This is a genomic window from Stenotrophomonas sp. a6, from assembly GCF_030913325.1.
GTDB classification, from domain to species: domain Bacteria; phylum Pseudomonadota; class Gammaproteobacteria; order Xanthomonadales; family Xanthomonadaceae; genus Stenotrophomonas; species Stenotrophomonas maltophilia.
On record NZ_CP133161.1, the window covers coordinates 3,754,693 to 3,781,224 of the forward strand.

Consider the following 26,532-nt stretch of genomic DNA (forward strand, 5'->3'; position numbering starts at 1 on the left):
GCCCGACTCGGCCACAGAGGGCAGTCGAGCACGGCTCGACTCTACAACGGGGACGCTCAGCGCCCTCGTTGCGGCGGCGCCCCGGCAGGTGTAGCGTCGCGGACACGGTGGCCTGCAGCTTCGACCCGTGCCATCCGGACACCTTGCGCCTCCCCTTCAAGGACGACCGGCCATGCGCACCCGCACGAAACTCGGTCTCTCGCTCATGGCCCTGTTCTCGTCGCCACCGCTGATGATCGGCACCGGCAACGGCTACTTCATCCTGCTTCTGCTGATCGGCCTGCCCGCCGCCATCCTGTCCTGGTTCGATCTGGGCCGTGAACTGCGTGCCATCCCCAGCCCCACCCGTACCGAGCGAGCGCTCGGCCTGGCAATGGGCGTTCCGCAGGTGCTGTTCGGGCTGTTGTGTGCGGTCATAGGCCTGCTGTTGGTTGCCTGGATCCTTTACAACCTGCTGATCGAGCACCAATCGCAGTTCCGCATCCCGTCACTGCCCGCCTTCGCGGCTGGGCCGATGATGATCGTGGTCGGGCTGGGTTGGGCGCGCACAGCCTTCCGCCGCGCGGCCCTTGAGCAGGACGCCCCGGAACAGGACATTCCGGATTGATGCCTGATGACCGGTGCCGGGAAATGCCCGGCACCGGTCCCTCATCAGAACCGCAGATCCGCGCGCAGGTACCAGTAGCGGCCACGCGGGATGTCGTAGGTCGAAGCGTCGTAGCCGTTCAACGAGCACGACAGGCAGATCGGCGGATCCTTGTCGAACACGTTGTTCAGGCCGGCCGTCAGCTGCAGCCCCTTCATCCAGTCGATCTTGTAGCCCACCTGCATGTCGTGGAAGGTGGTGGCCGACAGCGTGTTGGTGCCCGCTGCCTGGTTGCTGCACACCGGGAAGGCCGCGGCATCGCCACAGTTCTCGGTCAGCTCGGAAATGTGCCGCACCGTCCAGTTGGCGCTCCAGCGGTCCATCGTCCAGCCGATGCTGGCATTGCTGGTCCACTCCGGAATCGAGCTGTCGGCCACTTCCACGCCCGGCTTCTGCGGCTGCTTCTGCCCGGCCGCGCCGGTGGCCTCGTAACGGCCGACGAAGGTGTTCTTCCACGCCAGCTTGAACTGGCCGATGGAGGTCTGCGGCAGGGTCCAGAACAGATCCACGTCCCAGCCGTCGGTCTTGATCGAACCCAGGTTGGTCAGGCGGTTGTTGAAGCTGCTGACCGCACCGGTGCTGGCACGGGTGATGCCATCGCAGTAGATCGGGTCCAGCGTATCCACGCACAGGTCCAGCTGGGTCTGCGCGTTGATCGCCTGGATCGCACCATCGATGGCGTGGCGGTAGAAGGTCACTTCCACGTCGAAGCGCTCCGACCACGACGCATTGTTGCCGAACCATGGGCTCCACACGAAGCCGGCGCTGAAGCTGCGCGAGCGTTCCGGCTCCAGCTCACGGTTGCCGCCGGTGGTCACCGAGATCTGCGAGTTGGCCTGCTGGAAGCCGGCCGGCACGCCCAGCGCGGCACAGTTGGCGGCGCTGCCACGCGGCGGAGTGCCGCCCAGACCCACCGAGCACGGGTCGAACAGCTGCAGGTCGGCACGCGCCGCCGAGCCGTACAGTTCACCGATCGACGGTGCGCGGAAGCCCTCGGCGTAGGTGGTGCGCAGCACGAAGTCATCGGTCACCTGCCAGCGCAGGCCGTACTTGGGCGTGAATTCACCACCAAAGGTGGAGTAGTCCGAATAGCGGCCGGCCAGGCTCAGGTCCAGCTTCTTGCCGAACGAGGAATCGGCGAAGATCGGCACGCTCAACTCCAGGTAGGCCTCGTTGACGTCGTAGGAACCGGAGGTCGGCTGCGACGGCACGCCGTTGTAGTGGCCGATCACTGTCAGCGGATCGGGCTGGTAGGAGCCCTTGTACTTGCGGTACTCGAAGCCGGTGGCGAAGGATACCGGACCGGCCGGCAGCGAGAACAGCTCGCTGGACAGGTTGGCGGTGAACAGGCTCAGTTCGTTCTGGCTGCGGTCGCGCACCACCGGCTGGATCCACTTCAGCATGTCCGGGGTGATCGAACCGACGCCGCCGAAGATGTTCAACGGCACGCAGCCCGGCGTGGCCGCACAGACGGACGGATCGCCCAGCGCCATGTTCACCTTGTAGATGTCATAGCTGCCGTAGTTGGTCTGTTCGGCCTTGTTCTTGCTGTACATGCCGTTGACATCCCAGTACCAGCTGCGGTCGGCGGCATGGAAGTCACCGACCAGGCCGGTGGCGAAGTAAGTGGTGTCCACTTTCTGCTTGAACACGCGCGCACCGCCTTCCACCGGGCGACGACCGATCAGGCTCATGTTGTCACCGGAAACCAGATCGAAGCCGAACGGGTTGTACGGATTCAGGCGCGAGACCACGATGTTGTCGGCCAGCGGATTGCCGGTCGCGCCATCGGGGCCGAAGAACAGCGGCTCCGGGCCGGCCTGGTTGGTCGACTCACGACGGTTGCCCAGTGCCTTGACGTACCACTGCACGTTGTCGGTGATGTCGAAGCGGAACTGACCGAACAGGCCTTTGCGCTCCGACGGCGTCAGCACCATGTTGTATTCGGCGAAGTTGAAGCGGTCGGCGGTGGTGAAGCAGTGGTAGTCATCCGTGCGGCTGCAGCCGGCGCTGCCGTCGTAGCGCGGATTGCTCACGCCGGTATTGGGCACGATGTTCTGCACCGCACCGGTGTTCGGGTCGGTGAACATGAAACGGCCCTGCGGAATGCCACCGCTGCCGAACGCCAGGCCGGTGCCGGGAATCGGGAAGCGCGACTGCTCGCGGTCCTTGGCGAATACCGGATCCTGCTTGGTCCAGCTGGCGCCCAGGAACAGGCTGAAGCGGTCGCCACTCTTGCCCCAGGCCAGGTCCACGCCCTTCTGCGTGCCGTCGCCCTTGCTGTACTCGCCGTAGTTCAGCGTCACCTGCCCACCATCGAAGTCACGGCGGGTGATGATGTTGACCACGCCGGCAATGGCATCGGAGCCGTACAGCGACGACGCGCCATCTTCCAGCACCTCGATGCGCTCGACGATGGCCAGCGGAATGGTATTGAGATCGGTAGCCGAGCCGACGCCGGAGGCGGACGACTCATTGACCCAGCGGATGCCATCGACCAGCACCAGCACGCGCTTGGCCCCCAGGTGGCGCAGATCGACCTGCGCCGAGCCGGCACCCACGCCACTGCCATCGGGCGGGAAACCGAAGTTGCCGGACGAGTTGAACTTGGCGTTGAGCGCCGAACCGGAACCGGTGAGCTGCTGCAGCACTTCGCCGATCGAGGTCAGGCCGGTGCGTTCGATGTCACCGCGCGTCAATGTCTGGATCGGCACCTGGCCTTCGACTTCAGCGCGCTTGATGCGGGTACCGGTCACTTCCACCGCATCGAGGTTGGTGGTGGATTGCGCAGCGGCACCCAACGGTGCCAGGGCCGTCACGCACAGCGCAACGGCAACCGCCAACGGGCGGTGATGCAGGTGAATCATTCGCTCTCTCTCCAAAGGAATGTCGGGACATGGACTGCCGCGCTCCCCCCTGCGTGGCGGCAGCGTCTCCTTTGTAAACAAACGGTAAAAACCACGGCGTGATGATCGACACTATTTCACGCGGAATTGACGCAGTTGGCAGCCGATTGCGTCAGATGCGTGCCGTTAATACCGGACGGTACTGTTCGAGGCGGACGGCTTGATGCCGGACACGACAGCACACGCGGAGTTTTCCCAGCCCTCATCAAGCGCTCTTGCGAGTGCCGATGCTAGTAGCCCTGCGCTGTGACGCGAAGGCCACGCCCCTCGATGGCGAACAGCACCCGTGCCATGTCGCCGTAGTCGGTGCTGTCGGCGGTGGTCAGGTGCAGCGAGGGCTGGAGCGCCGGCGGCAACTGCTGGAGCTGGGCGAGGGCGTGCTGCAGTGACGGGTCGTCCAAGGGCCGGTCATTCCAGTAGACGCCACCGGCCGCGTCGAGATGCAGCGCGATCGATGCCGGCGGCGTGTGCCCGGGCCCCGGCGGGCATACAGTGCCCTGTTGGAACGTGCGCACCGCCGTCGTCTGTGCCATCGGCAAGGTGGTGACCACCAGCGCCAGCAATACCAGCAGCACATCTACCAGCGGCGCCAGATTGATCCCGGACATCAGCGCACGGGCGTGCACGGACGCATAGCGCATACCACGCTCCTTCGCGGAACAGCGGCCCACGTCGAGCAGGCCGCGCTGTGCCTGAATCATCGCACAATTGAGATCCGCGACAGGTGTGTCGCTTCTGCCGCCCCCCGCATGCACACCGTCCCCGCAGGATCGATCGTCTGCCCATCCCATCGGCGGCGTGCACACGATGCGAAACTGAATTCAGCCAGCCCCCGCTATGCTGAGTGCCATGACCCGACGCTCCTCGACCGCCCTGTCCCTGCTGCCCTTGGCCACCACGCTGCTGATCGGCTGCGCCAATGCCCAGTCCCTCGACGCCCAGAACGCGCAGCTGAAGGCCGCGATCGCTGCCGCCGAACGCGGCCAGTTCGATCCCGGCCAGGCCGCCGCACTCAGCCGCCATCCGGCTTACGGCTGGCTGGAGTACGCCAACCTGCGCCGCAACATCGACACCGTCGATACCGCGCAGGCGCAGGCCTTCCTCAAGCGCTATGACGGCCAGGCGGTGGCCAACACGTTCCGCAGCGTGTGGTTGCCCTCGGTCGCACGCCGCCAGGACTGGCCCACCCTGCTCGCCAACTGGGCGCCCACCGACAACGCAGGCCTGCGCTGCGCGCAGCTGACCGCGCGCCAGGTGACCGGCAAGGTCGATCCGCAGTGGATCAGTGAAGCGCAGGACCTGTGGCGCAAGAACGGCAAGTCGCTGCCGGATGGCTGCGACGCGGTATTCGCCGTGCTGCAGGCACAAGGCGGCCTGAGCGACGCCCTGCGCTGGGAACGCATCGATGCCGCCGCCGACGCCCAGCAGCCGGCCGTGATGCGCAGCGCCGCACGTGGCCTGCCTGCCACCGACCTGGCGCTGGCCAACAATTACGCCGCCTTTGTCGACAAGCCCAATGCCAGCGCATTGAACTGGCCGCGCAACGAGCGCAGCCGGCGCATCGCCACCGACGGCCTGGCCAAGCTGGCCAAGGCCGACCCGGCCGCCACCGAACAGCAGTTGCCGCAGTACGCCCAGGCGCTCGGCCTGAGTGCCGAGCAGCAGGGCCAGGTGCTGTACCAGATCGCGCTGTGGACGGTGGCTTCCTATCTGCCCGATTCGGCACGCCGCCTCAACGCGGTGCCGGAATCGGCGTATGACGAACGCCTGCACGAATGGCGCGTGCGCGAAGCGATGTCGCGCGGTGACTGGCCGGCGGCACTGACCGCGATCCGCAAGATGGCCAGCAAGCAGCGCAGCGACCCGCGCTGGCGCTACTTCGAAGGCCGCATGCTGGAGAAGACCGGCCAGGCCCAGCAGGCGCAGCCGCTGTTCCGCGAGGCCGCGCGCGCACCGACCTTCCACGGCTTCCTGGCTGCCGACAAGCTGCAGCAGGGCTACACCCTGTGCCCCTGGAGGCCGAATGACAGCGCGCAGGCACAGGCGGTGATCGCGCGTGACCCGGCCATCCAGCGCGCGATGGCGCTGTACCAGATCGACCGCACCGGCTGGGCCGTGGCCGAATGGAACAGCGCGCTGTCGCGCTTCGATGACACCCAGCGCCGCCTCGCGGTACGCGTCGCGCAGGACAACGGCTGGTTCGACCGCGCCGTGTTCGCGCTCGGCAAGCAGCCGCAGGAACAGCGCCTGTACGACCTGCGCTTCCCGCTGCACCACGACGCCACCATCCGCCGCGAATCGGCACGCAACGCGATCGATCCGGCCTGGGTGGCGGCGGAAATCCGCGCCGAGAGCACGTTCACCCCGCGTGCGCGCTCGCCTGCAAACGCCATGGGCCTGATGCAGGTGCTGCCGGCCACCGGTGCCGGTGTGGCCAAGTCGATCGGCCTGACCGGCTACGGCGGCGCCGACAGCCTGTACGACCCGGACACCAACATCGCCATCGGCACCGCCTATCTGCGCCAGCTGATGAACAAGTACGACGGCCTGCCGTACGTGACCATCGCCGCCTACAACGCCGGCCCGACCCCGACCGCGCGCTGGCAGAGCCAGCGCCCGGGCTTTGACCCGGACCTGTGGATCGAAACCATCAGCTACAAGGAAACCCGCGAGTACGTGGCGCGCGTGCTGGCCTTCAGCGTGATCTATGACTGGCGCCTCAACGGCGATGCGCTGCCGCTGAGCGACCGCCTGATGGGCCGCCTGGTGGACAAGCGCAAGAACTTCAGCTGCGCCGCCAACGCCGAGCAGGGCGGGGATTGATCGCACTGCGGTAGTGCCGGCCGCTGGTCGGCATTCCCCGGTATCCACGCCCTGGGGAGTGAAACGATGAGCCTGCTGGCCTGGATCAGGCTGGCCGCTGTATCGGTAGTGCCGGCCGCTGGCCGGCAGCTTCGGGGTGACTGCGGTTGCCGGCCAGCGGCCGGCACTACCGGTGCATCTGCGCCGGGCATGCGATGATTCCAGCCATGAAGATCTATCTTGTCGGCGGCGCCGTACGTGACCGCCTGCTGCAGCGCCACGCCGGCGACCACGACTGGGTGGTGGTTGGCGCAACGCCCGCGCAGATGGAAGCGCAGGGCTACACCGCGGTCGGCCGCGATTTCCCGGTATTCCTGCATCCAAAGACCGGTGAGGAGTACGCACTGGCGCGCACCGAACGCAAATCCGGCCGCGGCTATCGCGGCTTTGTGGTCGATGCCGACCCGGGAGTGACGCTGGAAGAAGACCTGCAGCGCCGCGACTTCACCATCAATGCGATTGCCTGCGACGAAGACAGCGGGGCGCTGGTCGATCCTTACGGCGGCGTGCGTGATATCGAGCAGCGCGTGCTGCGCCATGTCGGCCCTGCGTTCGTGGAAGATCCGTTGCGCGTGCTGCGCGCGGCGCGCTTCATGGCGCGCTTCGCGCCGCTGGGCTTTACCGTCGCCGAAGAGACCATGGCGCTGATGCGCGAGATCGCCGCCAGTGGCGAACTGGATGCACTGGTGCCGGAGCGAGTGTGGCAGGAACTGCGCAAGGCGCTGGTCAGTGAGCAGCCCTCCGCCTTCCTGCGCACGCTGCACGATGCACATGCACTGGGCCCGATCCTGCCCGAGCTGGAAGCACTGTATGGCGTGCCGCAGCGTGCCGAATTCCACCCGGAAGTCGATACCGGCATCCACCAGGAAATGGTCAGCGACATGGCGGCGAAGCTGGCCCCCGGCGATGACCTGGTCGGCTTTGCCGCGCTTACCCACGATCTCGGCAAGGGCCTGACCCCGCCGGAGGAGTGGCCGCGCCACATCATGCACGAACAGCGCGGCATCAAACCCCTGAAGGCACTGTGCGCGCGGTTGAAGATTCCCGCCGAGCACCAGCAGCTGGCCGAAGCGGTCTGCCGGGAGCACTTGAACGTGCACCGCATCGACGAACTCCGCGATGCCACCGTGTTGGAACTACTGGGCCGCTGTGATGCGCTGCGCCGGCCGGAGCGCGTGGCCCGCATCGCACTGTGCTGCGAGGCCGACAAACGCGGACGGCTCGGCTTCGAGGACGCCGACTACCCGCAGGGCGAAACGCTCAAGCGCCTGCACCAGGCGGCACTGTCAGTACAGGCGCGGGACCTGGATACCACCCATCTGAAGGGCCCGGCCATCGGTGAAGCGTTGGCCAAGGCGCGGGTGAAGGCGATTGCCGCCGCCCGCTGATTCTCAACGGCCGTGGCGGCCGCGCACCGACTCCCATGGGTAGTGCCGGCCGCTGGCCGGCAACCCTATATCGCTGGCTTCAATGCGCCATCCCGCGGGTGATCGCCGCCGCCCGCTGCTTCAGCTGGGCCACGGCATCGGGAATCATCTCCATGCCCACGTCCAGGCCGGGGTTCAGCACCAGGCCGACGCCGTCGCCGATCCCGGCCAGCAGCGCGTGCACCGCGATCGGCATGGCGTGGGCGAACTGCGGCAGCTGCTCATGCCACAGGCCAGCGCGCTCAGGCGCAGTGAACACCGCGAACATCGGCTCGCCGCTCTCGCTGGTCAGCACCAGCGGCGAGATGCTCTCGTCCCAGGCACCGTCTTCGCCGATGGCCTTGTCCAGCAGCACGAACGCCGTCGAGGTCAGCAGGCCGTCGAGGAACTGCGATGCGGTCAGCGTGCCGTCCTGGGCCTGCAGCAGGCGCACCTCGAGGTCGTTGAGGGGTTCGAACGGGGTGTCGTGGTCCATGGTCGGTTCCGGTACGTGGTTGCAGGGCAGACTTTAACAGGCCCGCTCCTCAACCGAGGAATCCATGCCGCGACAGCCAGCCCAGCGCGGCCAGCCCGGCCACGCCCACCAGCATCAACGGCAGGCCGAAGCGGTGCCGCCACGGGATCGGCACCCCGCCCAGCTGCTGGTCCATGGTCTCGGTATCCAGCACCCAGCCGTGCTCGCACCGGGTGCAGGCCAGCTCGTAGCGACGCTGGTAGGTGAAACCGAACAGCAGGTCGATGCGCGCCATCCTGTAGCGCAGCCGGGGCGCGAACTCGGTTTCCGCCTGGCAGCGCAGGCAGTGGTGGGCTTCGGTTGGGCCGACCACCACCACCCGCTCCTGCTGGCCGATCAGGATCATGGATCAGCGGCCTGGCAGGCGGGTTGGGCCAGCAGCCAGGCTTCGGCGGCGGCCAAAGTGGCGGCATCACCCTCGATATGCTGGTCGGGCTCGATCTTCAAGCCATCACCACGATCATTGCGGTCGCGCATCACGGTGGTGGTCAGCAGCAGGCGACTGCCATCGGCAAGCGTCTGCACGACATTGCCAGTGGAGACACCCGCAGTGGGCTGACCGAAACTCCGCGTCTGCGGACGACCACGCCACGCCAGCACCGAGGCCTCGCCCGAACTGCCGGTGCGCGGCCCGAACAGCACCGCCACCGGCGCGCCGGGCTGCCGCAGCACATAGCCGGACTGGCCGAAGTCCAGCACCGACTTGCCTGCACGCTGCACGGCGGTCGCGGTCAACGTCCAGCGCTCCGGCCCCTGTGCAGTTTCGAACGACCCCACATCTTCGTTGTTCACTACCGAGGTGCGCAGCAGCGGTGCCATGCCCAGCAGCATCGGCCACATGTTGCCACCGCTGTTGTCACGCAGGTCGACGATCCAGCCACAGCGCGCGCCGTCGTCCTTGCTGCGGATGACCTGCTGCCACCGCGCGGCACGCTGGATGTCCTGGCGGAACTTTTCCTGCGGCGTCGCGCCCGGCGTGGAGGCATAGCCCTCGATGACCACCCAGCCGATGCGCATATCCACCGCATCGGCCGCCTTGGCCCGGTCCACGGCGGCGGCGCCGGCCTGCTGCGCGCGCGCAAGGGATTCGCTCTGGCGCTGGGTCGTCGTCCATCCGCCATGATTGCCCGTGCTGACCGCAATGGCTTCGCGCAGAACGGCCAGCCGTTGCGCCGGGTCGCCCTGCGCCGATTGCAGGCGTACGCGGGTGGCGGCCCAGTCCACCCGATCGCGATACAGCGCCTGGCGTTCAAGCAGATTGAGGATCTCGGCCTGGGCCTCCGGCGAGGGCACCTCGACCGCGCCTGGCGTATCGGCCATGGCGCCGGTCGCCAGCAACACGAGCATCAGCGCGCCGATGCGACGCACTCCCTTGCGAACCTGCATGTGACGTTTCCTTGTCGTTGAGGCAGGCGCACAGCATAGCCCGCAGGTGATGGCTTTCGCCATGCGCGAACTGTCGTATCTGGCCCCGCCGCGGGTTGCAGCAAGACAGCGTGCACGCGATCAGTAAATTGCAACTTTGCCCATGTCATTGCCACGTAGAACGCGAGAAGGTTGCCTCCGTCGGCGCCTCCTGCGCTGGCCGGGATTGGCGTCCTGAATCAAACATCGAAACGATCGAGTTGCCGCCTCAGCGGCAATCGCGACAATGCACCGGCTTGCCCATGGCGGGCGGTGCGTGGGGATCCTCGTGATCCGTCGGCTTTTTTTCGTTTCGATTTTGACCGGCACGCCAACCCGCACCGCCCGCCACCTTGCACGCCGCAGGTGGCCTTGCCTCGTGAGGTTGCCGCCATGAACACGCCCCACCCCACCTATCCACGCCTGCAGGCATTGCTCGGCGCTGCACTGCCCGGCCTGCAGCTGCCCACTACCGCCGCCGAAGCGTTGGAAGATGCACTCGCCGAAGCCAACGAACAGGCGCCGCCCTCCGCATTCTTCGCGCGGTTGCGCGGCATCGCTCACAGCCACGCAGCCGACGGCCAGGCGTGGCGCGAGCGGCAACTCAGCGAGGGGCGCGGTCGGGAACTGGCCGAGGCGACGCGTTGCCTGGCGGCGTTGTCTGCGTGCGGCGGGGTACTGCTGGCTGCACAGTCTGCGCGCGAGACGGACGATGCGCAGGCGCAGTGTCCGCCGCAGGTGGAGGAAGGCCTGCTGCACGCAATGGTGGTGTTGGCCGATCATGCCGGCGCGCTGGTGGAACCGGATGCGTGCGCACCACTGCTGTAGAGCCGAGCCGTTGCTGGGCTGCGCGGAGGTCATGGCATCGGTGGGATTCGTGCCGCCCAAGGTCGGCACCTACCAGAGCAGGTCATGGCAGCGAGAAGCATCGTGTCGACCAAGGTCGACACCCACCAGAGCGGGTCATGACATCTGCACCGCGCGCTACCAGTCCGCCCGCAGGCCGATGTTGCCTTCGATGATGCGGCGCTTCTCGTTGCGGTCGCCACCCAGTTCACGGGTGTAGTCGGCCACCGCGTACGCGCTGATGGTGCGGTTGAAGCGCCCGACCACGCCGACACCGGCTTCGAGTGCACGCGAGCGCTGCAAATTGACGATCGTGTCGTTGTCGAAGCCGATGCGATCCTCGCCGGAACGGCCATACCAGTAGTTGAGCTTGAAGTACGGCTGCCAGCCGTTGTCGGCCAGCTGATAGTCGCCGGCAAGGCGCAAGCCGACGCGGCCGGTCCAGGCGTTGTCGTTGTCGAAGCGTACGCTCGACACCGCATCGCGGCGGTCGTCCAGCGAGGTGCGTTGCCAGATCACCTGCACCTGCGGTTCCAGCCACCATGCGGACTGACCGAAGTGCAGCAGCGGTTTGCCCGCCTCCACCGACACGCTGGTGCCATCACCCTTGATCCCGAAGCCGAGCCCGCGCGAGGAACGTACGCGGCCGTCGTAGCGGCTCTGCATCGCCACGGCGTCGATGTAGCCGCCACTGCTGCCGGTGAAGGTCCAGTACAGGCCCACGTGCTTGTCGTCCAGGCGGTTCTGGCCTACCTGCACGTTCTCCCAGCCCAGTGCCAGGCCGGTGGTCTTGCCCTGCGCGCGGGTGCGGCCGACGAACACGCCGATCTGGTTGCGGTGGTTGTCAGAAGCAGCAGCCCACACGTCGAGGCCGGCCTGCAGGCCCAACACATCGCCATCGAAGCCGGGCTGCGCATCGCCCTTCCAATGAATCTCGCTGCTCTGCCCCACCAGACGGCCCCATGCGGTGCGGAACGCACCCTGGTTGTACAGCAGGCGCTGCTCGCCCTGCCGCTCGTGGAACGTGCCGAGGCTGGCCAGCGAGGTCTCGCGCAGCAGCGGCGGCACCACGGCGTAGGCGGCGGTCTCCACGCGGTACAGCGGCACCACCGCGCCCTCGGCGGGGCGTGCACCCGGCGTCGGCGGCGTACCGGTTCCGGGCAGCGCACCGCCGGCCACCGGCACGTCCGGCACCGCTGGATCACTGGGCGGCGCCACAGGCGCCGGTTCCGGTGGCGGCGGCGGTGGTGCGGTCTCGCCGGCTGTCAGGTCTGGATCGGTGGCGCCTTCGGGCGGCGGCGGCGGTGCCGGGGTGATCGGTGGCGGTGGTGCGACGGGCGGCGTCGGCGGCGGCGGCACGCCATTGATACCGCTTCCGTTTGGCGCTGGTGCCGGGCCGGCCACCAGGGTCGAGCGCAGGTACCAGTTCTCGCCGGTACCGGCACTGACACCACCCTTGAACAGGAAGTACTCGTAGGCGCCGGCCGCGACCGGCGCGAACAGCGAAAACGCGCCCGGCGCGGTGCGGCCACCATTCAAGGCCTGCACCACCAGGATGCCATCGGCCAACGTGGCAGCGCCGCTGCCGCCGGCATTGAGCACGCCGATGCCGGTCGTGCCGGTGACGGCACCACCATCGATCACCAGGCGGTCGCTGGTTGAATTATCCGCCCCCAGAACGGTGCGCAGGTACAGACCACCACCGTCACCGCGGTAGTTGCCACGCACGGTGAACACGTCGCCGGCGCCAGTACCGGTCAGGTCGATGCGCCCGGCATTGACCATCTCCACCAGTGCACCACTGTTGAACGGACGGATGGCATGGCCGCCACTGCCTGCATAGACGGTGCTCGTGTCATCCACCGTGAGCGTTCCGGTGCCGGTACTGCTGTCACCCAGCACCAGATCGCCATCAAAGGTCAGCTCGGTGCTGTTGGCCAGGCTGATCGCCTCCCAGTTCTGGAAGCGGCCCACGCCCGTGGTCTTGACGTTGTTGAAGTTGAGCTGGTCGATGCCACTGCCGCCGTCGAACAGCGGCACCGCACCGAGGTTGCCCTGGTTGAGGCTGCTGAGGTTGGCCACGTCGTTGTCCGGCCCCATGTCGATCGCGCCGTAGACGATGCCACCGCCACTCCAGTTGAAGGTGTCGCTGCCGGTACTGAGCAGCACCTGCCCGCGCACGGTGCCGTCGGTGATGGTCACGCTGTCGTTGCCGCCACTGATACTGATGTTGCCGCCGATGTAGGCCGTGCCCGAGATGATGATGGTATCGGTGTCGAAGCCGGTCACCACGTTGCCGTCCACCGTACCGCCAGACTGGTCCCACAGGTTCTTGTCCAGCTTCATGTTGACGCGGCCGATGCGGCCAGCGGTCATCCAGGCCTGGTCGCCATCCTCGAACGCGCCGATGATGCGGCCACCGCTCATGCGGAAGGTATCGATGTTGTCGCCCTGCTGCAGCGCGCCGATGGTGCCGCCACTCATGATGAAATCATCGCGGCCACTGCCCTGCGCCACCACGCCGGTGACGGCGCCGCCGGTGACGGTCATCTGGTCATCGCCGCCGCCCTGGTCGACGCTGTCGATCGTGCCATCGCTGAGCAGCAGCACATCATTGCCATCGCCCTGCAGGACGCCGCCGCTGATGCTGCCGCTCTGCATCTCGAGGCGATCATTGCCCGCATCGAACTGTACGCCGGTGCGCCCGCTGATCGTTCCTCGATTGACCAGCACGCTGTCGCCCGCACCGACGAACTGCAGGGCGGTGTTGTTGCCGGTGCTGATGCTGCCGGTGTTGTCGACGCGGCTGCCACCCCCAAGCTGCACGGTTACACCGCCGACCGAACTGATCGCGCCCTGGTTTGACAGCAGGTGACCACCGGCGCCGACCAGCGCGATGGCCGATCCACCACCACTCTGCTGCAGCTGTGCACCGGCGGCGACATTGACGGTGATGCCGGCCGCACCATTTGCGGTAACGGGAGTGGTCTGCGGATTCGGCGCGTTGGTATCACAGGTGACCGTCTGGCCGGCGGTCGGTGCCGGGCTGTTGCAGCCGGCCCACGCAACGCTGGCGGTCGTCAGAAGCAGGGAGGGAACGGCGAGGGCCTGCAACACGGAAACAGCAAGGCGGCGCGGACGGAACGCACGCGGAACGGCACGGTACATGGGGCACTCCTGGGCGGGAAATCAGGAACTGCGTATGTGCGGCACGGCGCTTGCAGTCTGCCGTGTGGTGAACCATTTCGATAGGTGACCTTGCGTGCGGGAAATCACAGTTCAGATGTGAAATCGCCCAGCCCTCACGCCGATGTGATGTGGCTGAAATCGTTCATTTTTCCGGCATCCGGAATCATGCGCAAAGCATCCACGCATGGCGTGGATCTACTGATCCTGCATCGCCAATCGATTCGCTCACGGCACTGGTAAATCTACGCCATGCGTGGATGCCGTTGACGGAGGGGGTCAGATCTTCAGGTAGATCTTCCGCTTATCCAGCCACCACGCCACGCCCCACCACAGTGCGACGAACACCAGCGCCTGCAGCATCGACGCCAGCTCCAGCGCCTGCGGCATCGCGGTGGCCAGCTGCTGCCAGATCCACCCCCAGATCCCGGTGGCCATCAGCACCACCGACATCACCGATGCCCCCAGGTACGCGGTGATCGCATTGACCCCGAAGCGCCGGCCGAGTGCCGGCCATCCCTTCTGGTCGATCAGCACGTGGCCCAGCCACAGCGCCAGCGCGGCCAGGCCGCCGGTCCACAGCACGTAGCTGGGCGTCCACAGCTGCTTGTTCAACGGCAGCACCACGGCCAGCAGCAGGCCCAGCACAGCGGTCGCCACGCCCAGCCCTGCCAATGCCGCCGAACGCCCGTTGCGCAGCAGGCCACCGGCAAGCAGGCCGAGCACGGTACTGGCCAGCGCCCCCAGCGTGCTCAGCAATCCTTCCGGGTCATGGCCCAGGCCGGTATCGGCATGCCACTGGTAGATCCACGGTGCGAACAGCGCGGTATCCAGGCGGCTGGCCGGGTTGGTCCACGGCGCCAGGTCGCCGATGCCCAGCAGCAACACGGTGTACCCCACCAGCAGCGCGATCAAAGCGCCCACCTGCACGCGTGGTCGCACGTAGACCGCCAGTACGCCCACCAACGCCGCACACACCGCGATGCGTTGCAGCACGCCCCAGATGCGGAAGTGATGCGTATCCAGTGCCCACCAGATCAGCAGGTGCAGCAGCGCACCGGCCACCAGGATGCGCAGCGCGCGCTCCAGCACGCCGCGCGCCAACGCGGGTCGCGCCGCCGCATCCTGCGCGCGCGGTGCCACGCTGAAGGCCATCGACACGCCGACCAGGAACAGGAAGAACGGGAACACCAGATCGGTCGGCGTGCAGCCATGCCATTCCGAGTGACGCAGCGGCGCGAACACCGCACTCCAGTCGCCCGGATTGTTGACCAGCAGCATCGCCGCCACGGTGATGCCGCGCAGGGCATCGATCGAGCCCAGCCGGCGTGGCGGCGAACTGTTCATCAGGCGGCCTCGTACTGTCCGGCAATCCAGGTACCCCGCACCTGCAGGGCGTCGTCCAGCAGCACCAGGTCGGCCTGGTAGCCCTCGGCGATGTGGCCCAGGCGATCATCGACATTGAGGAACTGCGCTGGGTACGTCGATGCCATGCGCGCCGCTTCGGCCAGCGGCTGGCCAAGCAGCTGCACGGTGTTGCGCACCGCGGTGGCCATGTCCAGCGCCGAGCCGGCCAGCGAACCGGCAGCATTGCGCACCACGCCGTCGACGGCGGTAATGGTTTCGCCGTACAGCACGTAGCTGGGATCGTCGGCACCGACCGGCGGCATCGCATCGGTCACCAGCAGCAGGCGGCCTCGCGGCTTGGCCGCCAGCGCCACGCGCAGGCTGGCCGGGTGCACGTGAACGCCATCAACGATGATGCCGATCCAGCTGTCGCGGTCCTCCAATGCGGCGCCCACCGCACCGGGCTCACGGCCCTGCAGCGGCGACATCGCGTTGTACAGGTGGGTGAAGCCACGCACACCGGCATCCAGGCCGGCACGGATCGCTTCGTAGGTACCTGCGGTGTGCCCGGCAGCAACGATCACGCCACGCTCGACCAGCGCACGGATGGTCTCCAGCGGCACGCGCTCCGGCGCCAGCGTCAGCACGGTCACACCGTTGTCCAGCGATGCCGCCAGCGCGATTTCTCCCTCGTCCGGCACGCGGAACTTGCTGGCATCGTGCGTGCCCTTGCGCGCCGGTGCGATGTACGGGCCTTCCAGGTGGATGCCGATCACGCCTGGTACACCCTGCGTGATCGCCTCGCGCATCGCAGCGATCGCTTCGCGCATCACTGCCACGTCATCACTGATCAGGGTCGGCAGCATCGCCGTGGTGCCGAAACGGCGGTGCGCCTGCGCGATGGTGCGCAGTGCCGCCACGTCCGGCGTGTTGTTGAACAGCGCACCACCGCCACCGTTGACCTGCACATCGATGAAGCCGGGCAGCAGCCAGCCGCCGCCCAGGTCCACCTGCTCGGCGGCATGGCCGAGCTGCGGTGCGGCGTCGGGCAACAGCGCGCTGATGCGACCGTTCTCGATCACCAGCGCCAGATCATCGCGGAAGTCGTCGCCCGCCAGGATGCGGGCATTGCGCAGGACGGTCGCCATTACACGGTCTCCGTCACCTTGTTCAGGTGCGGCGGCAGGTCCGGGTTGAAGCCACGACGCAGCGCCAGCGCATTGATAGCGCGGTAGAAGCTCTGCACGGTCAGCAGCGGTGCGCACAGCGGGTGCGGCGCGGCAGCCACCGGCAGGTTGCCGCCAGCACCGGCCATCCATACCTGTGCGCCGCGCGCGGTGAATTCCTCGACGACGGCACGGGTGCCGGCGCCAGTTTCATCCGGCTGGGCAAAGGCCAGCACCGGGAAGCCGCGGTCGACCAGCGCCATCGGGCCGTGCTTCACTTCAGCCGAGCTGTAGGCTTCGGCATGCAGGCTGCAGGTTTCCTTGAACTTCAGCGCCGCTTCCTGCGCCGCCCCCAGGCCCAGGCCACGGCCGAGCACGAACAGGTTGGTGGCCTCGACCAGGCCTTCGGTCACCGCGCTCCAGTCGCACTGCCACGCCTCACGCAGCGCGTCGGGCAGCAGGTCCAGCGCCGCGCGCAGGCTGCTGTCCTGCTTCCAGTACGCGGCCAGCTGCAGCAGCGCGGCCAGCGACGCCAGGTAACTCTTGGTCGCCGCCACGCTCTTTTCGGCACCCGCGTGCAGCGGAATGACCGTGTCGGCCAGCTGCGCCAGCGGTGAATCCTCGACGTTGACCAGCGCGATCACGCGCGCACCGGCCGCCTTGGCGGCCTCGGCGTTGCGCAGCAGGTCCGGGCTCTTGCCCGACTGCGAGATGACGATGAACAGTGCGCCGCGCAGCTGCAATGGTGCGGCGTAGACCGACCCCACCGATGGCGAGGCCGACGCGACCACCAGGCCCAGCTGGGTTTCCAGCAGATACTTGCCATAGGTGGCGGCGTGGTCGGAGCTGCCGCGTGCACAGGTGACCACGAACGGCGGCGGTGCAGCACGCAGGCTGGCGGCCAGGGTTTCCATGGTGGCGTGGTTGCGCGAGAACTGGCGCGCGACCACGTCGGCCGCTTCAGCGGCCTCGGCGAACATCAGGGTGGACGTGGGGTCTGACAGCGACATGGCAGGCTCAGGCAGGATCGGAAGGAAGGGGGCGTGCGCCGGCGGGGCGCATCGGCGCGGTCGAACCACGCACCACCAGCTGCGGCACGAAGCCCTGGTTGTGCAGCGGCGCCGGCGCATCGTCGTATGCATCGCTGCGCAGTTGCGCGATCAGCAGGCGCGCGGCGTGGCGGGCGATGTCCTCGGTGGCCTGCTTGGCGGTGGTCAGCGGCGGCCACGACTGGCGCGAGAACGGGCTGTCCTCGAACCCGGCAATGGACAGGTCGTAGGGCACGTTCATGCCGGCCGACTTGGCGGCGGCCAGTACCCCGGCGGCGATTTCGTCGTTGGAACCGAAGATGGCGGTAGGTGGCTCGCGCAGCGCCAGCAGGCGGCGCGCACCGCGGAAACCGTCATCGAAGGTGTAGTCGCCCTGCACCACCAGATGCTTGTCCACGGTCATGCCGTAGTCCTTCAGCGCGGCTTCGTAACCGGCATAGCGTTCGCCAGAGGAGCGGTGCGAGATGCCGCCCCAGAGGAAGCCGATGCGCTGGTGACCCAGCTGGATCAGGTGCTCGGTGATCTCATAGGCCGCTTCGCGATCGTCGACGAATACGCAGGCGCCATCGGCCGGGTCTTCGGTGGCAGCGATGATGCGCACCAGCTTGATGCCGCGCGCGGTCAGCGCCTGGATCAGGTCGCGGCGCTCGGACATCGGTGCGGTCAGCACCAGCCCGGCCAGGCGTGAACGCTGCACCCAGTCGGCCAGTTCATCGGCCAGCAGCGGCGAGCTGGAATCGCAGGGATGGATCTGCAGCCCGAACCCGGTCTCGCGGCAGGCGGCGAGCACGCCGTTCTGCACGCCGATGATGTGGTATGGGTTCGGGTTGTCGTAGACCAGCCCGATCACGAAGGTGGTGCCGCTGCGCAGGTTGCGCGCGGACGGATCGGGTTCGTAGTCGAGCTCGGCGATGGCACGCAGCACCCGCGCGCGGGTGGCCTGCATCACCGAGGGCTCGTTGTTGATCACGCGCGAGACCGTCTTCAGCGAGACCTTGGCTTTCTCCGCAACGTCCTTGATGGTCGCTCTGCGCATGGGTTTTCCCTGGGGTTGGCTGCCGTCCATCATCGCCGATCAGGCCTTGTCCTGCGGCAGGCCGGCGCGATGCCCGATCACCGAATAGAACAGGATGTACAGGTAGCACGGCACCATCAGCAGCACGAACACCAGCTGGAAGTCGATGTGCTGCTTGAGCACGGCGAACAGCTGCGGAATGATCGCGCCACCGGCGATGCCCATCACCAGCAGGGCCGAGCCGGTTTCGGTGAAGCGGCCCAGGCCACGGATCGCCAGCGGGAAGATGGCCGGCCACATCATGGCGTTGGCAAAGCCCAGCAGGGCCACGAAGGCCACCGACACATAGCCGTGGGTGGCCCAGGCGCCAAGGCAGAACACCACGCCCAGCACCGCCGAAATGGTCAGGTAGCGCGACTGCGAGACAACCTTGGGGATCAGCAGCAGGCCGACCACGTAACCGACCAGCATTGCGCCCAGGGTAAGCGAGGTGAACATCTTGGTCTGGTCCAGCGGCAGGTCGAAGCCGTGGCCGTAGGTACCGATGGCATCGCCGGCCATCACCTCCACGCCCACGTAGACGAACAGGCACAGCACCCCCAGCCACAAGTGCGGGAACTGGAAGATGCTGCGACGCTCGGCGGCACCGGCCGCAACCGGCGTGGCATTGGCTTCGGACGACTTGATTTCCGGCAGTGGCGAGAACAGCACCGCCACCGCCAGCAGCACCAGCAGGCCGGCCATGGCCAGGTACGGCGCATGGATCTTGGCGGCGAATTCGTTGAGCAGCTGTGCCTTGGTGGCTTCGTCGGCGGCGGCCACGCTGGCCGACAGGTCGCCGATGCCGTGCAGCACTACGGTGCCGATCAGCACCGGCGCCAGCATGCCGGCAATCTTGTTGCAGATGCCCATCAGCGCGATGCGGCGTGCCGCGGTCTCGATGGGCCCAAGGATGGAGATGTAGGGGTTGATCGCGGTCTGCAGCAGGGCCAGGCCGCTGCCGATCACGAACAGGCCGCCGAGCGCGCCCGGATACCAGCGCTGGGTGGCGAATTCGCCGAACAGCGCGGCGCCCCCGGCCATCACCAGCAGGCTCAGGCTCAGGCCCTTCTTCATGCCGGTGCGGCGCAGGATCCACGATGACGGCAGGGCCAGGAAGAAGTAGGACAGGTAGAACACCATCAGCACCAGGAAGGCGCCGACCTCGCTGAGTTCGAAGGCGAGCTTGACGAAGGTGATCAGCGGGCCGTTGAGCCAGGTGAAGAAGCCGATCAGGAAGAACAGCACGCCGACGATGGCGATGGAGGTGGCCACGTTCGGGCGCACGCTTGCAGCGGAGACGGCGGACATCGGGAAGGGCTCCTGCGGCGACGGCCGCAGAACGCGGCGTCGGAGAGTGGCTGGGAACAACGTTGTCACATTCTTTCGATGGACAACCGCGGTTTGTCAACTTCCCCGCGAGGCCGCGTGAACCTCGTGCTGCACTGCGCAACCCGATGGCAGCGGATCGTGCTGAATGCGCCGCAGCCCTTGAGCCCCGTGCAGCAACGGTTCCAGCGTGAAACCCATGCTCACGCCATGTAAACGTTTACTGCACGCCGCATTCGTTGCGACGCAGCAACGAAAGTGTCACGAACTCGTTGACATCGTTGTCAGCGCGGTTACAGACTCCGCCCCAATCGCCGCCCTCGAACCTTGGGGACGGCCCCACCTGCAGCAGGAGCCCGCGTGACCGCCAGCCACCCCGCCCCGGCCCATGTCCTGTCCCGAATCGCGCCCTCGTTCCTGGCCGCCGACGTCGGTGGCACCCATGTGCGCGTGGCCCGGGTCCAGGCCAGCGGTGATGCCGCCCATCCGGTGCAGGTGCTGGAGTACCGCAAGTACCGCAACGCCGACCATGCAGGCCTCAGCGCGATCCTGTCCGACTTCCTCGGCGAAGGCCCGCGGCCCACGCACTGCGTGGTCGCCAGTGCCGGCTACGCCCGCGAGGACGGCACGGTGATCACCGCCAACCTGCCGTGGCCGCTGTCGGCGCGCCAGGTGGAAGCCGACGTCGGCCTGCAGCGGGTCTTCATCGTCAACGACTTCGAAGCCGTGGCCTATGCCGCTGCGCAGGTTGACGCCAGTGGCGTGCTGCACCTGTGCGGACCGGAAACCGCCGCCCGCGGCCCGACCCTGGTGGTCGGCCCCGGTACCGGCCTCGGCGCCGCGCTGTGGATCCCCACCGCGCACGGCCCGGTGGTGCTCCCGACCGAAGCCGGCCAACCGACCCTGGCCGCCAGCACCGAACTGGAGATGGCCATCGTCCGCCACATGCAGCGCGACCGCGCGCACGTGTCGATCGAGCATGCGATCTCCGGCCCGGGCCTGATGAACCTGTACCGCGCGGTGTGCGCGCTGCAGGGGCAGGCACCGACGCTGGCCAGCCCCGATGCGGTCACCGCCGCCGCCATGGCCGACAGCGATGCACATGCGCGCCAGGCGCTGGATGTGTTCTGCGGCCTGCTCGGCAGCACCATCGGCGACATGGCGCTGTTCTACGGCGCCCATGGTGGCGTCTACCTGGCCGGCGGCATCCTGCCGCAGATCCGCGAATACCTGCACGCCAGCACCTTCGTCGAACGCTACCTGCAGAAGGGGCCGATGGGCGAAGCGCTGGCACGCATCCCGGTGAAGGTCGTCGAGCACGGCCAGCTGGGCGTGGTCGGCGCTGCCAGCTGGTACCTGCAGCAGCAGTCGGCCGCCTGACACCGCAACAGGCTTCAACGCAATCGCAGCACGCAGTACGTGGCACGCCAACGCACGGGACTTCGCCGCCGCCCCGCGCATGTCATCGCAACCGTAATCGAACACCGCCGCCGGCATCCAATCGAGTGATGAGGAGAGACATCATGAACACCCGCAAGACCCTGCTTTCGGCCGCCATCGTCAGCTGCATCGCCTTCAGTGCACATGCGCAGCAGGCCGCCCAGACCGCCACCGACCTGGATACCGTGCAGGTCACCGGCATCCGTGGGTCGATGGAAAAATCGCTGGACACCAAGCGCGAAGCCAATGCGCGCGTGGAAGTGGTCACCGCCGAAGACGTGGGCAAGCTGCCCGCGCACAACGTCGCCGACACCCTGCAGCGCCTGCCGGGCGTGAACATCAGCTCGTCCAGCGCCGACGAAGGCGGCTTCGACGAAGCCGACCGCGTCAGCCTGCGTGGTACCAGCCCGAGCCTGACCCAGACCCTGATCAACGGCCACACCGTCGGCACCGCCGACTGGTTCGTGCTCAGCCAGGGCAACAACGTCGGCCGCAGCGTCAGCTACTCGTTGCTGCCATCGGAACTGGTGCGCTCGGTGGAAGTGAACAAGTCCTCGCAGGCCAAGCTGCAGGACGGCGGCACCACCGGTACCGTCAACATCCTCACCCGCAAGCCGCTGGAATTCTCCAAGCAGCTCACTGCGGAAGGCTCCATCGGCATGGTGCGTTCGGACCAGGCCAAGTCCAACGACCCGCAGCTGTCGGCACTGTTCAACTACAAGAACGACGAAGGCAACTTCGGCGTGATGGTGCAGGCCTTCAGCCAGAAGCGCGAGCTGCGCCGCGAAGCGCAGGAAATCCCGGGCGGTTTCTTCCAGATCGATCCGAATGGCACCGTGGCCAAGTCCAACCCGGACCTGGCCGGCGTATACGCGCCGGGCCTGCTCGGCTCGACCCTGTTCGAACAGACCCGCGAGCGCAAGGGCGGCCTGGTGTCGCTGCAGTTCAAGCCGATGGACAACCTGACCCTGGGCCTGGAAGGCTTCAGCTCGGAACTGAAGGCGAACAACTACAACCGCAACTTCATGCTGTGGGGTGGCCGCATCCTCAACGACCGCACCGTTGAAGATGCCAATGGCAACAAGATCCTGATTCCGGGCCAGGCCCCGAATCCGGGTTACGTCATCAAGGATGGCGTACTGTCCAACGCCACCTTCGCCGGCCAGGCCGACCGCGACTACGCGGTGTACGACATGATCTACCGCGAGTCGAAGGCCAAGACCAACTACATCACCTTCGATGCCGACTGGCAGATCAGCGACAACCTGGGCATGAAATTCCAGGCTGGCAGCACCAAGGGCACCGGCGAAACGCCGCGCCAGTACATCGCCGAAGTCAACCTGGCCCGTGGTGGTGGCGCCACCTGGGCAACCCACGGCAACGGCTCGCCGATCGACTGGAACGTCGGGGGCAACATCGGCCCGAGCGGCGTGACCGACTTCGGCACCTGGGGCAACCAGCAGGTCACCGCGATCGACAAGGAAAAGTGGGCCACGCTCGATTTCAACCAGTACTTCGCCGACGCTGGCGTACTGAACTCGATTGATTTCGGCGCCCGCTTCGGCGACCACAAGCGCGAGGCCAAGTCGCCGGAAGGCGCAACCCCGGGCGCGATCTGGAATGCGCTGAAGAACGGCGCCACCGCCAACTTCCCCGGTGGCTTCGCCAACGGCATCGGTGGCAGCTTCCCGCGTGACCTGTGGTACTTCACCCCGGGCGCACTGAAGGAAGCAGTGACCAACAACTCCACCTGGCTGTCCGGCAATGACGGCCCGACCGGCCGCCACAACTACGGCGCCGAGTGGAAGGTGTCCGAGAAGAACTTTGCTGCCTACGTACAGGGCAACTTCAGCGGCGACCGCTGGAGCGGCAACGTCGGCCTGCGCTACGTCAACATCAAGCAGGATATCGATACCTACGCCGCCGCCACCGGCTCGACCGTGCCGGACGTGAGCAGCCTGTTCGGCGCGTGGACCCGCGAAGCTTTCGAGAACAAGCACAACCGTGTGCTGCCGAGCGCCAACTTCAAGTACGACCTGCGTGACGACCTGGTGCTGCGCGTGGCCGCATCGCAGACCCAGACCCTGCCGGACTTCTCGGCACTGGGTGCCTCGTCGTACGGTTCGGACCTGAACCGGACCGGCGGTGGCGGCAATCCGAAGTTGAAGCCGGTGGTGTCGACCAACTTCGACGCCAACCTGGAGTGGTATTTCATGCCGCGCGGCATGTTGTCGATCGGTGCCTACTCGATGCGCCTGAAGGACTACGTCGCCTTCAGCACCGAGAAGGAAATGCTGTTCAGCGAGCTGACCAACCGTCTCGAGGAATACAACATCTCCCGCCCGCGCAATGCCGACGGCAAGGTGCGCGGTATCGAAGTGGCCTATGAGCAGCCGATCGGCGAGTACTTCGGTGTCAATGCCAACTACACCTACGCCGATGGCAGCACCGACCACACCTGGGCCGATGGCAGCGACAACCTGCTGGGTACTTCGAAGAACACCTACAACGTCGGTGCCTACTTCGAGAACGATACCTTCGGTGCACGCGTCAGCTATACCCGCCGTTCGTCGTTCCTGATCGGCCTGTCCGGCGCCAACCCGTACTACCAGGATGACTTCGGCACCCTGTCGGCGTCGCTGAGCTACAAGGCCACCGACTGGCTGAGCATCAGCTTCGATGCGCTCAACCTCAACAACCCGACCTACAAGTACTACCAGACCGCGGCCATCCCGACCTCGTTCTACAGCAACGGTCGCCAGTACTACCTCAACTTCCGCTTCAAGTACTGATCCAGCGGCGGCAACATCGCCGAGTCGTGCACGCACGCCGGGCCTGGGTCATTCCGGGCCCGGCGTTTTTCATGTATAGCGTTCATCGCACCGATCCAAGGAGTCGTACCGATGGTCAAGCCTTCCCGCGCCCGGATGCGCAGCGCAGCGCTGCTGGGCAGCCTGCTCGCCCTGTTGCCGGCACTGCCGGCACTTGCCGCCGACCCCACGCCCGCCACTGAAGCACCCGGCCCCCTGCTGCGCGCCGGCAACCTGATGCTGATTCCTGCCCCGGCCACCGTGCAGCGCGGCCAGGGCAGCGGCATCACCGTCCGCGCCGACACCGTGCTGCAGGCCGAAGGCGAAGCCGCGCAGCGCGTCGCCAGCCAGTTCGCCGATCTGCTGGCCCGCAGCGGTGGTCCGCGCCTTGCACCAGCCAGGGGCAAGGCGGCAGGCACGTCGGGCAGCATCCGCTTCCAGATCGTGCCCACCTTCCGCGACAGCGGCGAAAGCTACACGCTGGAGAGCACCGCGCAGGGCGTGCTGATCCAGGCCGGCAACGAAACCGGCCTGTTCTACGGCGCGACCACCCTCGCCCAGCTCGCCACCGGCGGCAGCAATGGCGTGCTGCCGGCGGTGCAGATCCAGGACGCGCCGCGCTTCAGCTGGCGCGGTTTCATGCTCGATTCCGCACGTCACTTCCAGAGCCTGGACGAGATCAAGCGCGTGCTCGATGCGATGGCCGCGCACAAGCTCAACACCTTCCACTGGCACCTGACCGATGACCAGGGTTGGCGCATGGAGATCAAGCGCTATCCGAAGCTGACCGACGTGGGCAGCTGCCGCCTGCCGGCCGGCGACGGTGGCATCGATCCGGTCACTGGCAAGGAGCATCCGTATTGCGGCTTCTACACGCAGGACCAGATTCGCGAGGTGATCGCCTATGCGGCGAAGCTGCATATCCAGGTGATTCCGGAAATCGATGTGCCGGGCCACGCGACTGCCGCGATTGCTGCGTATCCGGAGCTGGGCACCATCGATACGCCGTTGAAGCCGATCAGCGAATGGGGCGTGTTCCCCAACCTGTTCAACACTGAGGACAGCACCGTCACCTTCCTCGAGAACGTGCTGGAAGAAGTGATCGACCTGTTCCCGGCCAAGTACGTGCACGTCGGTGGCGACGAGGCGGTGAAGGACCAGTGGGAAGCGTCGAAGCAGGTGCAGCAGCACATGCGTGCGCTGGGCATCAAGGATGAAATGGCCATGCAGAGCCACATCATCAAGCGCCTGGAGACCTTCCTGGAGGAGCACGACCGGCGCCTGATCGGCTGGGATGAGATCCTCGAAGGTGGGCTGCCGCCGCAGGCCACGGTGATGTCCTGGCAGGGCACCGAAGGCGGCCTGGCTGCGGCCAGCGCCGGCCATGACGTGATCATGTCGCCGGTCGGCTACCTCTATCTGGATTACCTGCAGACGGCCTCGCCGAACGAACCGCCCGGCCGCCCGACCCAAGTCAACCTCGGCAAGCTGTACAACTTCGAGCCGGTGCCGGCCGAGCTGGCCGCTGACAAGCGCGGGCACATCCTCGGCCTGCAGGCCAACATGTTCACCGAGCACACGCGCAGCTACGCACGCCTGCAGCACAACCTGTTCCCACGCCTGGCCGCCGTGGCCGAGACCGGCTGGAGCACGCCGGAACATCGCGATTTCCGCGATTTCCTCGCGCGCCTGCCGTCCCAGCTGCAGCGCTACCGTGCCTGGGGCCTGGCCTATGCGCAGACCCCGTTCGAAGTGGGCGTGGACTACACCGACAATCGCGCGGACAACACGGTGACGGTGTCGCTGGCCAATCCGCTGGGCTATGAAGTGCGCTACAGCACCGATGGCCAGCCGGTGAGCGCGCAGTCACCGCTGTACCAGCAGCCGCTGACCGGAAAACTGCCAACCACCGTGCAGGCTGCCGCGTTCTACCAGGGCCAGATGCTGGCGGCGAAACCGACCATTGCCACCTTCACCGCACAGTCGCTGCTCAGCCGCCGCAGCGATGAGCTGCTCAGCTGCGTGGGCAAGAAGGGCCTGGTGCTGCGCCTGGAAGACGATGGCCCACGCGAAGGCAACCGCGCGGTGTTCAACGTGGACATCTTCCAGCCGTGCTGGCGCTGGCCGCAGGCGCAGCTGGACGGCATCGGCAGCCTGGAGGTCCGCACGGGGCGTATTCCGTACTACTTCCAGCTTGCCCACGACGAGCCCAAGCGTCGCTTCGAGAAAGCGAAGCGCGCGCATGGCGAGATGCAGGTACGCCGTGGCGACTGCAGCGGCAAGGTGCTCGCGGAAGTGCCGTTGCCGGCCAAGCCGGATGCCGATGGCTTCGTGACCCTGCGTGCGGCGCTGCCGAAGGGGACGCAGGGCAGCGGTGACCTGTGCATCAACTTCACCGGCGACACGCGCCCGGCGATGTGGGTGCTGGATGAGGTGACCCTGGGGAAATGACGGCAGGCCTGTCCAGGTGGGTGCCGGCCTTGGTCGGCACCTCGGGAAGAGCATCCACGCATGGCGTGGATCTACGGGTAGGTGCCAACCTGGGT

18 protein-coding genes are annotated in these 26,532 nt (G+C 66.9%); 7 read left to right on the top strand and 11 right to left on the bottom strand.

Going from position 1 to position 26,532, the window contains the following annotated elements:
• Positions 1 to 172 precede the first annotated feature (172 nt).
• Positions 173 to 607, top strand: a complete 435-nt coding sequence (locus tag Q9Q79_RS17225) for a hypothetical protein (RefSeq protein WP_223846440.1) — start codon at positions 173 to 175, stop codon at positions 605 to 607.
• 44 nt (positions 608 to 651) lie between these two features.
• On the opposite strand, the gene Q9Q79_RS17230 is transcribed toward Q9Q79_RS17225, so the two are convergent.
• Positions 652 to 3,513 carry a TonB-dependent receptor gene (locus tag Q9Q79_RS17230; RefSeq protein ID WP_049396480.1) on the bottom strand — a complete coding sequence of 954 codons (2,862 nt, stop codon included), beginning with the start codon at positions 3,511 to 3,513 and terminating at the stop codon, positions 652 to 654.
• Between the two features lie 269 nt (positions 3,514 to 3,782).
• Positions 3,783 to 4,253 (bottom strand): biopolymer transporter ExbD, encoded by a 471-nt coding sequence (locus Q9Q79_RS17235; protein ID WP_236672507.1) that lies wholly within the window; start codon positions 4,251 to 4,253, stop codon positions 3,783 to 3,785.
• A gap of 136 nt (positions 4,254 to 4,389) precedes the next feature.
• Here Q9Q79_RS17235 and Q9Q79_RS17240 point away from each other — a divergent pair, with 136 nt between their 5' ends.
• Together Q9Q79_RS17240 and Q9Q79_RS17245 are read left to right on the top strand one after the other, a co-directional pair.
• Positions 4,390 to 6,375, top strand: coding sequence for a transglycosylase SLT domain-containing protein (locus Q9Q79_RS17240; RefSeq protein ID WP_201862363.1), 1,986 nt, complete (start codon positions 4,390 to 4,392; stop codon positions 6,373 to 6,375).
• 206 nt (positions 6,376 to 6,581) lie between these two features.
• The gene (locus tag Q9Q79_RS17245) at positions 6,582 to 7,802 is read left to right on the top strand and encodes a multifunctional CCA addition/repair protein (RefSeq protein ID WP_065183187.1); all 1,221 of its coding nucleotides are present in this window, start codon (positions 6,582 to 6,584) and stop codon (positions 7,800 to 7,802) included.
• Between the two features lie 79 nt (positions 7,803 to 7,881).
• On the opposite strand, the gene Q9Q79_RS17250 is transcribed toward Q9Q79_RS17245, so the two are convergent.
• From Q9Q79_RS17250 to Q9Q79_RS17260, 3 genes are read right to left on the bottom strand one after another with little or no spacing between them, the layout of a single operon-like run.
• A complete protein-coding gene (locus Q9Q79_RS17250) occupies positions 7,882 to 8,316 on the bottom strand; it encodes an SseB family protein (protein WP_005411035.1) in 435 nt (144 codons plus the stop codon).
• Positions 8,317 to 8,365: 49 nt separating this feature from the next.
• A complete protein-coding gene (locus Q9Q79_RS17255) occupies positions 8,366 to 8,701 on the bottom strand; it encodes a hypothetical protein (protein WP_201862359.1) in 336 nt (111 codons plus the stop codon).
• Positions 8,698 to 9,741: a S41 family peptidase gene (locus Q9Q79_RS17260; RefSeq protein WP_049396472.1), complete on the bottom strand. Its 1,044-nt coding sequence runs from the start codon at positions 9,739 to 9,741 to the stop codon at positions 8,698 to 8,700. Before Q9Q79_RS17260 ends, Q9Q79_RS17255 begins: the two co-directional genes overlap by 4 nt.
• A gap of 411 nt (positions 9,742 to 10,152) precedes the next feature.
• Here Q9Q79_RS17260 and Q9Q79_RS17265 point away from each other — a divergent pair, with 411 nt between their 5' ends.
• The gene (locus Q9Q79_RS17265) at positions 10,153 to 10,587 is read left to right on the top strand and encodes a hypothetical protein (RefSeq protein ID WP_043034009.1); all 435 of its coding nucleotides are present in this window, start codon (positions 10,153 to 10,155) and stop codon (positions 10,585 to 10,587) included.
• A 156-nt stretch (positions 10,588 to 10,743) separates the two neighbouring features.
• On the opposite strand, the gene Q9Q79_RS17270 is transcribed toward Q9Q79_RS17265, so the two are convergent.
• The 6 genes from Q9Q79_RS17270 to Q9Q79_RS17295 form a co-directional block, all read right to left on the bottom strand.
• Positions 10,744 to 13,773 carry an autotransporter outer membrane beta-barrel domain-containing protein gene (locus tag Q9Q79_RS17270; RefSeq protein WP_201862358.1) on the bottom strand — a complete coding sequence of 1,010 codons (3,030 nt, stop codon included), beginning with the start codon at positions 13,771 to 13,773 and terminating at the stop codon, positions 10,744 to 10,746.
• Between the two features lie 297 nt (positions 13,774 to 14,070).
• Positions 14,071 to 15,138: a heparan-alpha-glucosaminide N-acetyltransferase domain-containing protein gene (locus tag Q9Q79_RS17275; RefSeq protein ID WP_049396468.1), complete on the bottom strand. Its 1,068-nt coding sequence runs from the start codon at positions 15,136 to 15,138 to the stop codon at positions 14,071 to 14,073.
• Positions 15,138 to 16,286 carry an N-acetylglucosamine-6-phosphate deacetylase gene (gene nagA, locus Q9Q79_RS17280; RefSeq protein ID WP_049396466.1) on the bottom strand — a complete coding sequence of 383 codons (1,149 nt, stop codon included), beginning with the start codon at positions 16,284 to 16,286 and terminating at the stop codon, positions 15,138 to 15,140. The genes Q9Q79_RS17275 and nagA overlap by 1 nt, the downstream gene beginning before the upstream one ends.
• Positions 16,286 to 17,314 carry an SIS domain-containing protein gene (locus Q9Q79_RS17285; RefSeq protein ID WP_005411044.1) on the bottom strand — a complete coding sequence of 343 codons (1,029 nt, stop codon included), beginning with the start codon at positions 17,312 to 17,314 and terminating at the stop codon, positions 16,286 to 16,288. The genes nagA and Q9Q79_RS17285 overlap by 1 nt, the downstream gene beginning before the upstream one ends.
• A gap of 7 nt (positions 17,315 to 17,321) precedes the next feature.
• The gene (locus Q9Q79_RS17290; RefSeq protein ID WP_006391719.1) at positions 17,322 to 18,389 is read right to left on the bottom strand and encodes a LacI family DNA-binding transcriptional regulator; all 1,068 of its coding nucleotides are present in this window, start codon (positions 18,387 to 18,389) and stop codon (positions 17,322 to 17,324) included.
• Between the two features lie 39 nt (positions 18,390 to 18,428).
• Positions 18,429 to 19,718 (bottom strand): sugar MFS transporter, encoded by a 1,290-nt coding sequence (locus tag Q9Q79_RS17295; RefSeq protein WP_012481273.1) that lies wholly within the window; start codon positions 19,716 to 19,718, stop codon positions 18,429 to 18,431.
• A gap of 378 nt (positions 19,719 to 20,096) precedes the next feature.
• On the opposite strand from Q9Q79_RS17295, the gene Q9Q79_RS17300 reads away from it, so the two are divergent.
• The 3 genes from Q9Q79_RS17300 (at position 20,097) to Q9Q79_RS17310 (ending at position 26,437) form a co-directional block, all read left to right on the top strand.
• On the top strand, positions 20,097 to 21,116 hold the full coding sequence (locus tag Q9Q79_RS17300) for a glucokinase family protein (protein WP_024957032.1): 1,020 nt from the start codon (positions 20,097 to 20,099) through the stop codon (positions 21,114 to 21,116).
• A 143-nt stretch (positions 21,117 to 21,259) separates the two neighbouring features.
• Entirely contained in the window at positions 21,260 to 23,968 is a 2,709-nt protein-coding gene (locus Q9Q79_RS17305; protein ID WP_005411048.1) for a TonB-dependent receptor, read from the top strand.
• Positions 23,969 to 24,079: 111 nt separating this feature from the next.
• Positions 24,080 to 26,437: a family 20 glycosylhydrolase gene (locus Q9Q79_RS17310; protein WP_201862356.1), complete on the top strand. Its 2,358-nt coding sequence runs from the start codon at positions 24,080 to 24,082 to the stop codon at positions 26,435 to 26,437.
• Positions 26,438 to 26,532: the final 95 nt, after the last annotated feature.

Coding starts and splice junctions, on each gene's coding strand:
- Q9Q79_RS17295 (WP_012481273.1), bottom strand. CDS start 19,718: ATGTCCGCCGTCTCCGCTGCAAGCGTGCGCCCGAACGTGGCCACCTCC.
- Q9Q79_RS17275 (WP_049396468.1), bottom strand. CDS start 15,138: ATGAACAGTTCGCCGCCACGCCGGCTGGGCTCGATCGATGCCCTGCGC.
- Q9Q79_RS17245 (WP_065183187.1), top strand. CDS start 6,582: ATGAAGATCTATCTTGTCGGCGGCGCCGTACGTGACCGCCTGCTGCAG.
- Q9Q79_RS17235 (WP_236672507.1), bottom strand. CDS start 4,253: ATGATTCAGGCACAGCGCGGCCTGCTCGACGTGGGCCGCTGTTCCGCG.
- Q9Q79_RS17285 (WP_005411044.1), bottom strand. CDS start 17,314: ATGTCGCTGTCAGACCCCACGTCCACCCTGATGTTCGCCGAGGCCGCT.
- Q9Q79_RS17260 (WP_049396472.1), bottom strand. CDS start 9,741: ATGCAGGTTCGCAAGGGAGTGCGTCGCATCGGCGCGCTGATGCTCGTG.
- Q9Q79_RS17305 (WP_005411048.1), top strand. CDS start 21,260: ATGAACACCCGCAAGACCCTGCTTTCGGCCGCCATCGTCAGCTGCATC.
- Q9Q79_RS17265 (WP_043034009.1), top strand. CDS start 10,153: ATGAACACGCCCCACCCCACCTATCCACGCCTGCAGGCATTGCTCGGC.
- Q9Q79_RS17290 (WP_006391719.1), bottom strand. CDS start 18,389: ATGCGCAGAGCGACCATCAAGGACGTTGCGGAGAAAGCCAAGGTCTCG.
- Q9Q79_RS17310 (WP_201862356.1), top strand. CDS start 24,080: ATGGTCAAGCCTTCCCGCGCCCGGATGCGCAGCGCAGCGCTGCTGGGC.
- Q9Q79_RS17270 (WP_201862358.1), bottom strand. CDS start 13,773: ATGTACCGTGCCGTTCCGCGTGCGTTCCGTCCGCGCCGCCTTGCTGTT.
- Q9Q79_RS17250 (WP_005411035.1), bottom strand. CDS start 8,316: ATGGACCACGACACCCCGTTCGAACCCCTCAACGACCTCGAGGTGCGC.
- Q9Q79_RS17240 (WP_201862363.1), top strand. CDS start 4,390: ATGCTGAGTGCCATGACCCGACGCTCCTCGACCGCCCTGTCCCTGCTG.
- Q9Q79_RS17255 (WP_201862359.1), bottom strand. CDS start 8,701: ATGATCCTGATCGGCCAGCAGGAGCGGGTGGTGGTGGTCGGCCCAACC.
- Q9Q79_RS17225 (WP_223846440.1), top strand. CDS start 173: ATGCGCACCCGCACGAAACTCGGTCTCTCGCTCATGGCCCTGTTCTCG.
- Q9Q79_RS17230 (WP_049396480.1), bottom strand. CDS start 3,513: ATGATTCACCTGCATCACCGCCCGTTGGCGGTTGCCGTTGCGCTGTGC.
- nagA (WP_049396466.1), bottom strand. CDS start 16,286: ATGGCGACCGTCCTGCGCAATGCCCGCATCCTGGCGGGCGACGACTTC.